The 12,886-nt window shown below is 71.2% G+C and carries 10 protein-coding genes; 3 read left to right on the forward strand and 7 right to left on the reverse strand.

Translation table 11 applies throughout. The annotated features are described in order from the left end of the window. Positions 1-129 precede the first annotated feature (129 nt). Positions 130-2,052, forward strand: a complete 1,923-nt coding sequence (locus ACFY1J_RS28585; protein WP_390732221.1) for an NAD-binding protein — start codon at positions 130-132, stop codon at positions 2,050-2,052. Between the two features lie 25 nt (positions 2,053-2,077). Here ACFY1J_RS28585 and ACFY1J_RS28590 read toward each other — a convergent pair whose 3' ends face one another. Beyond that, positions 2,078-3,868 (reverse strand): prolyl oligopeptidase family serine peptidase, encoded by a 1,791-nt coding sequence (locus ACFY1J_RS28590; protein WP_390708123.1) that lies wholly within the window; start codon positions 3,866-3,868, stop codon positions 2,078-2,080. Between the two features lie 218 nt (positions 3,869-4,086). On the opposite strand from ACFY1J_RS28590, the gene ACFY1J_RS28595 reads away from it, so the two are divergent. Together ACFY1J_RS28595 and ACFY1J_RS28600 are read left to right on the forward strand one after the other, a co-directional pair. Beyond that, complete coding sequence (locus tag ACFY1J_RS28595; protein ID WP_390732222.1) at positions 4,087-5,892, forward strand: alkaline phosphatase family protein; 1,806 nt, start codon at positions 4,087-4,089, stop codon at positions 5,890-5,892. 60 nt (positions 5,893-5,952) lie between these two features. After that, complete coding sequence (locus ACFY1J_RS28600; RefSeq protein ID WP_390708125.1) at positions 5,953-6,744, forward strand: SURF1 family protein; 792 nt, start codon at positions 5,953-5,955, stop codon at positions 6,742-6,744. 96 nt (positions 6,745-6,840) lie between these two features. Here ACFY1J_RS28600 and ACFY1J_RS28605 read toward each other — a convergent pair whose 3' ends face one another. The 6 genes from ACFY1J_RS28605 to recR all read right to left on the reverse strand — a co-directional run bounded on the left by ACFY1J_RS28605 (position 6,841) and on the right by recR (position 12,865). Then, on the reverse strand, positions 6,841-7,884 hold the full coding sequence (locus ACFY1J_RS28605) for a hypothetical protein (RefSeq protein WP_390708126.1): 1,044 nt from the start codon (positions 7,882-7,884) through the stop codon (positions 6,841-6,843). A gap of 113 nt (positions 7,885-7,997) precedes the next feature. Further along, entirely contained in the window at positions 7,998-8,672 is a 675-nt protein-coding gene (locus tag ACFY1J_RS28610) for a SigE family RNA polymerase sigma factor (RefSeq protein WP_390708127.1), read from the reverse strand. Positions 8,673-9,082: 410 nt separating this feature from the next. After that, positions 9,083-10,150: an aspartate-semialdehyde dehydrogenase gene (locus ACFY1J_RS28615; protein WP_390708128.1), complete on the reverse strand. Its 1,068-nt coding sequence runs from the start codon at positions 10,148-10,150 to the stop codon at positions 9,083-9,085. Beyond that, positions 10,150-11,427: an aspartate kinase gene (locus tag ACFY1J_RS28620; RefSeq protein WP_390708129.1), complete on the reverse strand. Its 1,278-nt coding sequence runs from the start codon at positions 11,425-11,427 to the stop codon at positions 10,150-10,152. The genes ACFY1J_RS28615 and ACFY1J_RS28620 overlap by 1 nt, the downstream gene beginning before the upstream one ends. Before the next feature lie 186 nt (positions 11,428-11,613). After that, entirely contained in the window at positions 11,614-12,273 is a 660-nt protein-coding gene (locus ACFY1J_RS28625; RefSeq protein WP_390708130.1) for a DUF5063 domain-containing protein, read from the reverse strand. Continuing rightward, a complete protein-coding gene (recR, locus tag ACFY1J_RS28630) occupies positions 12,266-12,865 on the reverse strand; it encodes a recombination mediator RecR (protein ID WP_235460829.1) in 600 nt (199 codons plus the stop codon). The genes ACFY1J_RS28625 and recR overlap by 8 nt, the downstream gene beginning before the upstream one ends. Between the last annotated feature and the right edge of the window lie 21 nt (positions 12,866-12,886).

Raw genomic sequence — 12,886 nt, forward strand, 5'->3', positions numbered from 1 at the left:
CCCCTTGGGTACGGCGGTCCCGGCACGCGCGTTCAGCCCGTTGCTGGAACCATCCGCCCCGTTGGGGCACTCTTTGCCCTTGTGGGGAGCGTTCCGTATCAGGGTGGCCATGGTGGTGCGCCGGCCCGGATGGTGGTGTGCGGCGACGACGGGCTCGCGCACCGGCTGGCCGCCGAACTGCGCGGAGTGTACGGCGAGCAGGTGACGCTCGTCGTACCGCCGAACGTGCGCACGGCACGGCCGCCGGTCGTCGGGCGGGCCCGGGCGGCTTCGGCGGCGCTGCTGGACCGGGTGGTGAACGCGGCCGTGGGACGGACCGCGACCAACGGCAACGGCGGCGCAGGCGGAGGCGGGGGCGGCGCCGGCAGCGGTGAACCCGCCCGTGGCGAAAGGCTGTTGGAGGCCGCCGAGCCGACCGAGGCGGTGCTCGCCGAGGCCGGCGTGGAGCGGGCCACCGCGCTGGCGCTCGTGTACGACGACGACGAGACCAACATCCGCGCCGCCCTCACCGCCCGCCGCCTCAACCCACGGCTGCGGCTCGTCCTCAGGCTCTACAACAGGCGGTTGGGCCAGCACATCGAGGAACTCCTCGACCAGTCGGCCGCGTTGGCGGCCGGGGACGGCGAGAGCGGGGAGTCCGGGAGCGACGCCTCGACGACCGTGCTGTCCGACGCCGACACCGCCGCGCCCGCGCTGGCGGCGACCGCGGTGGCCGGCACCACCAAGGTCGTCCAGACGGACGGGCTTTTGCTGCGCGCGGTGGAACGGCCGCCGGCCCGTCCCGGACAGATCGTCGACCCCGGGCTGTGCACACTGGCGCTGCTGTCGGCGACCAGCAGCGATCCGGCCGGCGCGGACGGCGCCGAGGGCAGCGGGGAGCGGGGACCGCGGCTGCTGCCCGACGAGGCGGAGGTACGGGAGGCCGACGGGCGCGGGACGGTCGTACTGGAGCAGGTGTCGTACGCCGCCGGGCCGCCGTTACCCGCGGGGCGTGCCGGGGTCGTACCGCCGTTCGCCTCGCTGTTCTCCCGGCGGCTGCGGTGGTCGCTGGCCGGGCTCGTGGGGTGTGTGGTGGCGCTGGCCGTGGCCCTGTGGCTGGTGACGGGCATCCATCCGCTGCGGGCCTTCTATCTGACGCTGCTGGACCTCTTCGCCATCGACGACCCGGCCATCGGGGCGTCCCTCGGGCGGCAGATCCTGCAACTCCTGTCCGGTCTGGTCGGGTTGCTGCTGCTGCCGGTGCTGCTGGCCGCGGTGCTGGAGGCGCTCGGCACCTTCCGGACCGCGTCCGCCCTGCGCAAGCCCCCGCGGGGCCTCGGCGGACATGTGGTGCTGCTCGGGCTGGGCAAGATCGGCACACGGGTGCTGACGCGGCTGAGGGAGCTGCACATCCCCGTGGTGTGCGTCGAGGCCGACCCCGAGGCCCGCGGACTCGCCACGGCGCGGCGGCTGCGGGTGCCGGTGGTGCTCGGGGACGTGACCCAGGAGGGGGTCCTGGAGGCCGCCAAGATCCATCGGGCGCATGCGCTGCTCGCGGTGACCAGCGCGGACACGACGAATCTGGAGGCCGTGCTGTACGGGCGGTCCGTGCGACCGGATCTACGGGTGGTCCTGCGCCTGTACGACGACGACTTCGCGACCGCCGTGTACCGCACCCTCCGGGCAGCGCATCCGCGTGCGCTGACCCGGAGCCGGAGCGTGACGCATCTGGCCGCGCCCGCCTTCGCCGGGGCGATGCTCGGCCGGCAGATCCTGGGGGCGATCCCCGTCGAGCGCCGGGTGCTGCTCTTCGCCGCGGTGGACGTCGAGGGGCACCCCCAGTTGGAGGGGCGGACGGTGGCCGGGGCGTTCCGGGCCGGCGCCTGGCGGGTGCTGGCTCTGGAGGGGCGGCAGTCCCTGCCGGCCGACCATGTGCTGCGTGCCGGGGAGCGGGTGGTTCTCGCAGCGACCCGGCGTGGGCTGGCGGAGTTGCTGGGCCGCCCCGGTGCTCCGCCCCAGACCCCGCCAGGGGCTCCGGACCCCGTTTTCCCACCCGCCCAGCCGTCCCGGTAGGCCGAGAGGCACCCCGGCACACGGACTACTTGGGCAGATGCCGCTCCGCGAACTCCATCTCCAGTCCCACCTGCTTGATCCGCTCCTCCACCACCAGCGACCCGTGCCCCGCGTCATAGCGGTACACCTCGTGCGTCGCGCCCCGCGCCGCAAGGCGGTCGACGTAGTTCTCCACCTGGCGGATGGGACAGCGCGGGTCGTTGACGCCGGCCGAGATGTAGACGGGGACCTTGACCTGGTCGACGTAGGTGAGGGGGGAGGACGCCTCGTAGCGCTCCGGGACCTCCTCGGGGGTGCCGCCGAGCAGAGTGCGGTCCATCGCCTTCAGGGTCTCCATCTCGTCGTGGTACGCCGTGACGTAGTCCCCGACCGGGACGACCGCGATGCCCAGGGTCCAGCCGTCCGGCTGGGTGCCGAGGCCGAGCAGGGTGAGGTAGCCGCCCCAGGAGGCGCCCGTGAGGATCAGCCGGCCGGGGTCGGCCAGACCCGAGGACACCGCCCAGTCACGGACCGCCGCCACGTCCTCCAGCTCGATCAGGCCGACCCGGTGGCGGAGCGCGTCCGTCCAGGCCCTGCCGTAGCCCGTCGAACCGCGGTAGTTGATGCGCACCACCGCATAGCCGTGGTCCACCCAGGCGGCCGGGCCCGCGGCGAAGGAGTCGCTGTCGTGCCAGGTCGGGCCGCCGTGCAGGTCGAAGACCGTCGGCAGCGGGCCGGTGGCCCCCGCGGGCTTCTGGACCAGCGCGTGGATACGGCCGCCGGGGCCCTCGATCCACACGTCCTCCACCGGCACCGAGCCGGGGCACTTCATACCGGGCGGGTCCAGGACCACCTTGCCGGTCGTCGAGCGGACCGCCGGCGGCTCGGCGGCCGAGGACCACAGGAACTCCACGCTGCCGTCGGGGCGGGCCGTCGCGCCCGAGACCGAGCCGGGCGGGGTCGGGATGCTCGTCAGCTCGCCGGTGGCCAGGTCGTAGCGGAACAGTTCGCTGCGGGCCTCGAAGCCGTGGGCGATCAGCAGGGCGGAGCCGTCCGGATACCACTCCGCGCTCACATCGCCCGGCAGGTCCAGCGCCAGGTCGGTCTCCTCGCCCGTCGCCACGTCCCACACCAGCGGCTCCCAGCGGCCGCGGCGCTGGTGTCCGATGAGCAGCCGGGTGTCGCCGTCGACCGGTGCGAAGCCCAGCACCTCCAGGCCCAGTTCCTCCGCGCCGCCCTTGGTGTCGTCCAGCTCGGCGACCTGTGTGCCGTCCTGGCGCAGGACGCGCAGCGCGGAGTGCATCGCGTCGCCGTGCTCCGTGTGCTCGATCGCGAGCAGCGTGCCGTCGTGGGAGAGGTCGCCGACGTAGGCGGACTCGCGGTGGCGGTAGAGCTCGACGGGCGCCTCGCCGTCCCGGGAGACGTGGATCGTGGTGCCCTCCTCGTCGGTCGAGCGGCCGACGACCGCGGTGCGGCCGTCCCGGGCGAGGGCGAGTCCCGCGGGGTAGGAGGGCTTCAGGCCCGGTGTGGCGAGCTCGTCCTCGCCGCCCGCGAACGGCTGCCGGCGCCATACGCCGAACTCGTCGCCGTCCTTGTCGTCGAACCACCAGATCCACGCGCCGTCCGGCGACACCAGACCGTCCGTGGTGCCGTTCGGCCGGTCCGTCACCTGCCGCTGCTCCCCTGTCGCACGGTCCCAGGCGTACAGCTCGTACGTCCCTGTCGCGTTGGACACGAACAGGGAGCGGTCGGGGGCGTCGTCCGCCCAGTCGGGCAGGGAGACACGTGGGGCACGGAACCGCTTCTCCCACTCGGGCATGGCTGCTGCGTCGGTCATGGCCTCTATGTAACCCGATCAGCACCAAGTCGTACGGGGTAAGTCCGGAGCGGGCGCGGACGGCGCATCCCCGCCCACCGAACTTGTATGAACAAGCTGCGTCGCTACTTGTATGAACAAGTTTGGTCGCGGTTCTTCCGCCCGACAGCGGCCGCCGGTACCTATGTCCCGTTCATGTCATCCCTCAGGCACCCTCATCGACGGGACGAGGTACACGAATGAGACTGCGCTGGAGATCCTTCGGCGGGCTGGTCGCCCTCCTCGGTGCACTGATCGTCTCCGCTCCCGCTCCCGCCCAGGCGGCGGGCGGCAGCGGCAATCTGATCGTGAACGGCGACGCGGAGACCGGCGGGTACTGCACCAACGACTGGGGCGCGGCGTCCACCGTGCCCGGCTGGACCACCGAGGCGGGCGGTCTGGACGTCATGTGCCACACCGCCGGGTCCTTCGGGCTGCCCGGCGACGGCAAGGCGCCCGGCAAGGCCTTCTTCGGGCCCGGCAACTTCGGCGACGGCGCGATGACGCAGACCGTGGACCTCTCCTCGGCGGCCGGGGCCATCGACGGCGGCACGGTGAGCTACGACCTCTCGGGCTGGCTCGGCGGCTGGACCGTCTACAGCGGCCATGTCGCGGTCGGCCTGCACTTCCAGGACGCGGGCGGCCACCCGATCGGTGCGACCGCCAAGCTGCCGACGGTCTTTGCGAGCGACCGGGGGCTGGCCACCAAGTTCCTCTCCCGCAGCGCCACCGGCCCGGTCCCGGCCGGGACCCGCTCCGTCCAGGTCGAGGTGCAGTTCCTGTCGACGTCCAACGAGACCGGCTACCTGGACAACCTCTCGCTCACCCTGAACACCCCGGTCGCCGCGCCGGCGCCGGTCACCCCGCCCGTGTCGCGCGTGCCCGGCTACGACCATGTGTTCATGATCATGATGGAGAACACCGACTACTCCGCGATCATGAACGACCCGGCGGACACGCCGTACATGCACAGCCTGATGAACCAGGGCGCCACGCTGACCGACTTCCACGGCGTCTACCACCCGAGCGACGAGAACTACCTCGCCGTCGCCGGCGGTGACACGTACGCCAAGGGCGCCGTCTACTGGCCCAACATCAACTCCCCCCAGCGCAACCTGGGCGACACCGTCGAGGCGGCCGGCAAGAGCTGGAAGGCCTACGAGCAGGGCATGGGCACGCCCTGCAACACCAGCAACAACTTCGACCGCTACTACGAGCCCGACGACGCGCCGTTCATCAACTACACCGACATCAGCGGCAACGCCTCCCGCTGCGCCGCCCACCTGTTCGACACCTCGCAGCTGACCACCGACCTCCGGTCGGCCGCGACCACCCCGGACTTCTCCTGGATCGCCGCCGACGACTACTACGACGGCGAGGCCTCCGGCAACGGCAGCCCCACCAGCCTGAAGACGCAGGACGGCTGGCTGAAGCAGACGCTGACCCCGGTGCTGGCCTCCCCCGCCTGGACCCAGCAGCGCTCGCTGCTCGTCCTGACCTGGGACGAGAGCAACAGCGAGGCCTACAACCACATCGTCACCACGGTCGTCGGATCGCAGGGCACCGTCCCGGCCGGCACCAGCAGCCCGGCCCACTACGACCACTACGGCATCGCCCGCACCATCGAGTCGGCCCTCGGCCTGCCCGCCCTCACCGGCAACGACGCCTACGCGACCCCGCTGAACGCCGCGTTCGCACCGTCCACCGTCACGGCCCCCACCCTCACCGGCGACCTGAACGCGATCGCGGGCGGCGACAACGTCACCCTTCGCTACTCAGTGCCATCCACGTCCCAGGTGAGTGCGAAGAACTGGATCGGCATCTACCCGGCAGGCGTCAGACCGGGCCAGCAGTCCTCCCTGAGCTGGGCCTACGCCCCTGACGCCAGCGGCGCCCTCACCTTCTCCACCGACAAACTGAAGGGCAACGGCACGTACGACGCGTACTACCTCGCGAACGACGGCTACTCGGTCCTGGCCGGCCCGTTCACCCTGACCGTCGGCTGATCCACCGCCGCCGGGACCCCCGGCCCGGTCTCCGCGCCGTCGCCCCGTACCGTTGACGGCGTGTACCGGTTTCTGCTGACACCCCGCTGGTGGGGCATCAACGTCTTCGTGCTGCTCTCCATCCCGTTCTGCATCTTCATGGGGTCGTGGCAGCTGGGCCGGTTCGAGGCGCGGGTGCAGGACCACCGGGCCGCCACCGAGCAGGCCTCCTCGGCCAGATCGGAGGCGGCCCGGCCGCTGGCCGAGCTGCTGCCCGTCGACAAGAGCACGTCGGGCAAGCGGGTCACCGCCACAGGCCGGTACGACAAGCAGTTCCTGGTGCCCGGCCGGGAACTGGACAACAGGAGCGGCTTCTATGTGATGACGCTGCTGCGCACCGACTCCGGCAAGGCACTGCCGGTGGTGCGGGGCTGGCTGCCGGGCAACGCCGACCCGGCGAAGGCGCCCGCCCCGCCCGCCGGCGAGGTCACCGTCACCGGTGCGCTGCAGGCGTCCGAGACGCCGGGGGACAACGGCGTCAGCGCCCAGGGCGGGCTGCCGTCCGGGCAGACGGCGGCGATCAGCTCGGCATCGCTGGTGAACCTCGTGCCGTACCGGGTGTACGACGCGTGGGTCACGCTCGACAAGGGCGACTCCGGGATGAAGGCCGTGCCCGCGTCCGCCCCGGACAACACCGGGCTGGACCTCAAGGCGTTCCAGAACCTCGGCTACACCGGTGAGTGGTTCGTCTTCGCGGGCTTCGTGGTCTTCATGTGGTTCCGGCTGCTGCGCCGCGAGCTGGAGTTCGCCCGGGACGCGGCGCTGGGCCTCGTGCCGGACGAGGAGGGCGTCTCCGCCCCGTCCGGCGTCTGAGGCGGACGCACGACGGCGGACGCACGACGCGCGGCCGCCCGAGACAGATCGGCGGACCGGCGGATCGGCTACGACCGATCGACCAAGGCCGATCGACTACGACGCCGACAGCACCCCGGTCCAGTAGACCGTCCCGGCACACGCGTTGGACACCGTCGCCGAGACCGCGGGCGAGCCCGCCTGCGGGGTGTGGGTCACCACGATGCTGCCGTCGGCCGGGCCGTCCTCGGTGAGCAGCTGGGTGGTGACGCCCGAGGACGTGGCGCCGCCGTCCGTGCCGCCGCTCGCACTGGCGTCCTGGGAGGGCGACGGCGAGGGAGAACCGGTGGGGTCCGTGCCGCCGTTGTTGCCGCCGGTGGTGGGGCAGGTCGTCGAGGGCACGAAGGCGAACTTCTCCTCGTAGGCCGCGCCGGGCTGCAGGACCAGCGCCGTGGCCTCCAGGGACGGGTCGGGCAGGCCCGCGGCCGCGTCGCCGGACGCGTGCCGCGCCGTACCGATCTTGGTGGCGTCCGCGGCGCCCTGCGCGAGGGTGCTCACGCTGCCCGCGCCGTCGACGGTGCAGCTGGTGGTGGAGATGTTGGTGACACGGAAGGTGCCGTAGACGACGCCCGCGGAGTCCGGTGCGTTCACGGTCCCCGTGGCCGAGCCCAGCTGGGCCGCCGTGCACACCGGGGCGCTCTTGCCCGTGGACGCCGAGGGGTCGGTGCCACCGGTCGAGCCGGTGCCGGTCCCGCCGGTCCCGCCCTTGCCGGACTCCTTCTTGCCGTCCTGCCCGGTGCCCGAGGTCTTGCCGCTGGAGCCGCCCGAGGTGCTGGCACCTCCGTCCGGGTTCTTGCCCTGGCCCGCGCCGCCCTGGGCCTGCGAGGCCTGGCCGGCGTTGGAGGTGTTGGGGTCGAAGCCGCCGGAGTTGGAGACGTGGACGAGGGCCGGGATGGCGGTGCCGATGAACAGGGCGGCGGCCGCCATGCCGACGGCGGCCTGGCGCTTGCGGGCCCGCCGGGCGGGTACCGCGCGCCGCAGGTGGTCCAGCGTGCCGTCGCTCGGCTCGATGTCCTGGACGGCCGAGTGCAGCATCCGGCGCAGTGCCAGCTCGTCCGAGCCGAGCCCCTCGGGGCCCTTGTCGTCGGGGCTGTCGTTCACAGTTCCGTTCCCAGCGTGCGATTGCGTGTGCTCTTGCTCAGGCCGTTCCATCGGCTCATGCCAGGCGTAGGGCTCGTGGCGATCATGGGAGTCCCGCCCTTCGGCTTCTTCTCTCATGCCGGTGCCTCCATCGCCACGCGCAGCGCCGCGATGCCGCGCGAGCCGTACGCCTTGACCGAGCCCAGGGATATCCCGAGCGTCTCGGCGACCTGCGCCTCGGTCATGTCCGCGAAGTAGCGCAGGACCAGGACCTCGCGCTGGCGGCGCTGCAGGCCCTTCATCGCCTTGATGAGGGAGTCGCGCTCCAGCTGGTCGTAGGCGCCCTCCTCGGCGCTCGCCATGTCCGGCATCGGCTTGGAGAGGAGCTTCAGGCCGAGGATGCGGCGGCGCAGGGCCGAGCGGGAGAGGTTGACGACCGTCTGGCGCAGATAGGCGAGGGTCTTCTCCGGGTCCCGGACGCGTTTGCGGGCCGAGTGGACGCGGATGAAGGCCTCCTGGACGACGTCCTCGCAGGAGGCGGTGTCGTCGAGGAGGAGCGCGGCGAGTCCGAGCAGCGAGCGGTAGTGCGCCCGGTAGGTCTCGGTGAGGTGGTCGACGGTCGTGCCGGCCACCGCGGACTCGTCGGCGCCGTCACGCTGGTTGGGTATGCGGGCGGGCCGCGCTGCAGGCATGGGCGCGATCACCGGCATGCCGCCGGGCGCGCCGGGCATGCGGGGCCGCAGCACCGCGCGGGGCGGCCGAAGGGCCGTACCGCGGGTCGCCGCACTGAGTTCGAGTACCTCTGCCACGCAAGTTGGACACGCTCACCCCCACCGGGGTTGTACGCGCAGAGCATCACTTTTGCGTCAGACACGTCGGATGGCACGGCCGACGGCGTCTCCGCGGCCGGCAGTACACCCGACGGAACCTCAAGTGCCGTCATGCGTCCCGCTCTTCCCCTATGTCCCATATGAATGAGCGTCCCCACGCCCGGATCGCGGCGTCCCCACGCCGCGAAAGGGCGTCCGCAAAGACGCTCCCCGCCCTTCGCGCGGTTGCGGGGGCGGGGAGAAAAATCTTCGGACGCCGAGAGGCCCGGATCAAGTGGTACGGACCATTAACCGGACCGCTTGCGTCTTACACAGATCCTACAAATGGATCCGCTCCCATCCACAGGTTTTCCGGTGCGATGTGGGCATCACGACACCTCATGTGGGCGTCACGAGAACTCCGCCGCCACCAGCTCCGCGATCTGCGCGGTGTTCAGCGCGGCACCTTTGCGCAGGTTGTCCCCGCATACGAAGAGTTCGAGGGCGGTGGGGTCGTCGAGTGCCCGCCGCAGCCGCCCGACCCAGGTCGGGTCGGTCCCCACCACATCGGCGGGGGTGGGGAACTCACCGGCGGCCGGATCGTCGAAGAGGACGACACCGGGCGCCGTCGCGAGGATCTCGCGGGCGCGGTCGACGGTGACCTCTTCCTGGAAGCGGGCGTGGACGGTGAGGGAGTGCGTGGTGATCACCGGCACGCGCACACACGTCACGGCCACCGGCAGCTTCGGCAGTCCGAGGATCTTGCGGGACTCGTCCCGCACCTTCATCTCCTCCGACGACCAGCCCTCGTCCCTGAGCGAGCCGGCCCACGGTACGACGTTCAGCGCGACCGGCTCCGGGAACGGCCCGGTGTTCTCCCCGATGGCCCGGCGTACGTCACCGGGGCTGGTCCCCAGCTCCGTACCGGCCACCAGGGACAGCTGGGCCCGCAGGGTCTCGACACCGGCGCGCCCCGCCCCGCTCACCGCCTGGTACGACGACACCACCAGCTCGCGCAGCCCGAACTCGGCGTGCAGCGCGCCCAGGGCGACGATCATCGACAGGGTCGTGCAGTTGGGGTTGGAGATGATCCCGCGCGGCCGGCGACGGGCGCAGTGCGGATTGACCTCGGGCACCACGAGCGGCACCTCCGGGTCCATCCGGAACGCGCCGGAGTTGTCGACCACCACCACGCCCTTGGCCGCGGCGATCGGCGCCCACTGCGCGGCGACCTCGTCGGGCACGTCGAACATGGCGACGTCGACCCCGTCGAAGGCCTCCTCCGACAGGGCCACCACCTCGACCTCCGCACCGCGCACGGCCAGCTTGCGGCCGGCCGAGCGCGGGGAGGCGAGCAGGCGGATCTCGCCCCAGACGTCCTTGCGCTGGGACAGGATCTGGAGCATGACCGTACCGACGGCCCCGGTCGCTCCCACGACCGCGAGCGTCGGACGTACGGCCGGTCCGGTCGCGGCCATCAGCGGCCGGTGCCTCCGTAGACGACGGCCTCGTCGGTGTCGGAGTCGAGCCCGAAGGCGGTGTGCACGGCCCGGACGGCCTCCGGCACGTCGTCGGCGCGGGTGACGACCGAGATACGGATCTCCGAGGTGGAGATCAGCTCGATGTTCACCCCCGCGTCGGACAGCGCCTCGAAGAAGGAGGCGGTGACGCCCGGGTTGGTCTTCATGCCCGCGCCGACCAGGGAGATCTTGCCGATCTGGTCGTCGTAGCGCAGCGAGTCGAAGCCGATGCCGGCCTTGCTCTTCTCCAGGGCGTCGATGGCCTTGCGGCCCTCGGTCTTCGGCAGCGTGAAGGAGATGTCCGTCAGGCCGGTGGAGGCGGCGGACACGTTCTGCACGACCATGTCGATGTTGATCTCGGCGTCGGCGATGGCGCGGAAGATGGAGGCGGCCTCGCCGGGCTTGTCGGGAACACCGACAACCGTGATCTTGGCCTCGGAGGTGTCGTGCGCGACACCGGAGATGATGGCCTGCTCCACCTTCTTGTCCCCTTGCTCGATCGGCTCGCTGCTGACCCACGTGCCCTGCAGCCCGCTGAACGAGGAGCGGACGTGGATCGGGATGTTGTAACGGCGCGCGTACTCCACGCAGCGGTGGAGCAGCACCTTGGAGCCGGAGGCGGCGAGCTCCAGCATGTCCTCGAAGGCGATCCAGTCGATCTTCTTCGCCTTCTTCACCACACGCGGGTCGGCGGTGAACACGCCGTCGACGTCGGTGTAGATCTCGCAGACCTCGGCGTCCAGGGCGGCCGCGAGGGCCACCGCCGTGGTGTCGGACCCGCCGCGCCCGAGCGTGGTGATGTCCTTCTTGTCCTGGCTGACGCCCTGGAACCCGGCGACGATCGCGATGTTGCCCTTGTCCAGGGAGTCCCGGATCCGGCCCGGCGTGACGTCGATGATCCGGGCTTTGTTGTGGACCGAGTCGGTGATGACGCCTGCCTGGCTGCCGGTGAAGGACTGGGCCTCGTGGCCCAGGTTTTTGATCGCCATGGCCAGCAGGGCCATGGAGATCCTCTCTCCGGCGGTCAGCAGCATGTCGAACTCACGCCCGACAGGCATCGGGGATACCTGCTCGGCGAGATCGATCAGCTCGTCCGTCGTGTCGCCCATCGCGGAAACGACGACAACCACCTGGTTGCCGTTCTTCTTCGCTTCCACGATCCGCTTGGCGACGCGCTTGATGCCCTCGGCATCGGCTACGGAGGAGCCTCCGTACTTCTGCACGACAAGGCCCACGTGCGCTCCTCGCTCAGTCCGTCGATTGCCCGCTCAGTCTAACGAGCGTCCGAATTTTGCCCTCGGGGAACCGCATCGTGAGATGTCCGGCCACCCGCTCGTGACTCCTCTGCCCAATGTCACGCAAGTGATGGCTGTGATCTGCGCTTCACACGGATCTCACTGGCTTCGCCTGCTTGACCGGCTTCACTGAGCCTGGCGCATGCCCAGGGGGCCGGCGATCTCCTCCTCCATCACCTTGCCCGCCTCGAACTCCAGGGTGTCGTCGCCCATGCTCTGGTCGGTGTCCAGGCCGTCCAGCTCCTCCAGGGGCTGGTTGAGGCGGACGTGGGCGAGGACGGAGTGCAGGGCGCGGAGGGTGGCGGAGGCCGTGGAGCCCCAGTTGGAGAAGTAGGAGAACTGCCACCACCACAGGGCCTCGGTGGTGCGGCCGGCGCGGTAGTGGGCCATGCCGTGGCGGAGGTCGGTGATGACGTCCGCGAGGTCGTCGGAGATACGGGCCGGGACGGAGGCCTTGCGCGGCTCGTAGGGGTCGAAGACCTCCGAGTAGACGTCGACCGGCTCCAGGAGGCGGGCCAGGTTCTCCCGGAGTCCGTCCACGTCCGGCTCGAAACCGGGATCGGGCTCGTAGCGCTCGTCGGGGACGATGTCCTCGTGCGCGCCGAGCCGGCCCCCGGCCAGGAGCAGCTGGGAGACCTCCAGCAGGAGGAAGGGGACCGCCGAGTCCGGCTCGTCGCCCCTCGCTACCTCTGTGACGGCCACCAGGAAACTCTCGACCTGATCCGCGATCTGGACCGCGAAGTCGTCCGGGTTCTGCGTCGTGGCGTGCAGCGTGGCGTCAGACATCTAGGAGTCGTCTCCCCTCGAAGGCGCGGCCGAGCGTGACCTCGTCCGCGTATTCCAGGTCGCCACCCACCGGGAGGCCGCTGGCCAGGCGGGTGACCTTGAGGCCCATGGGTTTGATCATGCGGGCGAGGTACGTGGCCGTCGCCTCGCCTTCGAGATTGGGGTCCGTGGCCAGGATCAGTTCGGTGACCGTTCCGTCGGCCAGGCGGGCCAGGAGTTCCCGTATCCGGAGATCGTCGGGGCCCACGCCCTCGATCGGGCTGATCGCGCCGCCGAGGACGTGGTAGCGGCCCCGGAACTCACGGGTGCGCTCGATCGCGACGACGTCCTTGGGCTCCTCGACCACGCAGATGACCGACTGGTCGCGGCGGGGGTCGCGGCAGACCGCGCACAGTTCCTCCTGTGCGACGTTGCCGCAGGTCGCGCAGAAGCGGACCTTCGCCTTCACCTCCAGGAGGGCCTGGGCCAGGCGCCGTACGTCCGTCGGCTCGGCCTGCAGGATGTGGAAGGCGATCCGCTGCGCGCTCTTGGGACCGACGCCGGGCAGCCGCCCCAGCTCGTCGATCAGGTCCTGGACCACGCCTTCGTACAACGGACTGCCCTTCCTGGAGTC

The sequence above is a fragment of the Streptomyces sp. NPDC001406 genome, assembly GCF_042895285.1.
GTDB lineage: Bacteria > Actinomycetota > Actinomycetes > Streptomycetales > Streptomycetaceae > Streptomyces.

Coding starts and splice junctions, on each gene's coding strand:
- ACFY1J_RS28585 (WP_390732221.1), top strand. CDS start 130: ATGGTGGTGTGCGGCGACGACGGGCTCGCGCACCGGCTGGCCGCCGAA.
- ACFY1J_RS28590 (WP_390708123.1), bottom strand. CDS start 3,868: ATGACCGACGCAGCAGCCATGCCCGAGTGGGAGAAGCGGTTCCGTGCC.
- ACFY1J_RS28595 (WP_390732222.1), top strand. CDS start 4,087: ATGAGACTGCGCTGGAGATCCTTCGGCGGGCTGGTCGCCCTCCTCGGT.
- ACFY1J_RS28615 (WP_390708128.1), bottom strand. CDS start 10,150: ATGGCCGCGACCGGACCGGCCGTACGTCCGACGCTCGCGGTCGTGGGA.
- ACFY1J_RS28625 (WP_390708130.1), bottom strand. CDS start 12,273: ATGTCTGACGCCACGCTGCACGCCACGACGCAGAACCCGGACGACTTC.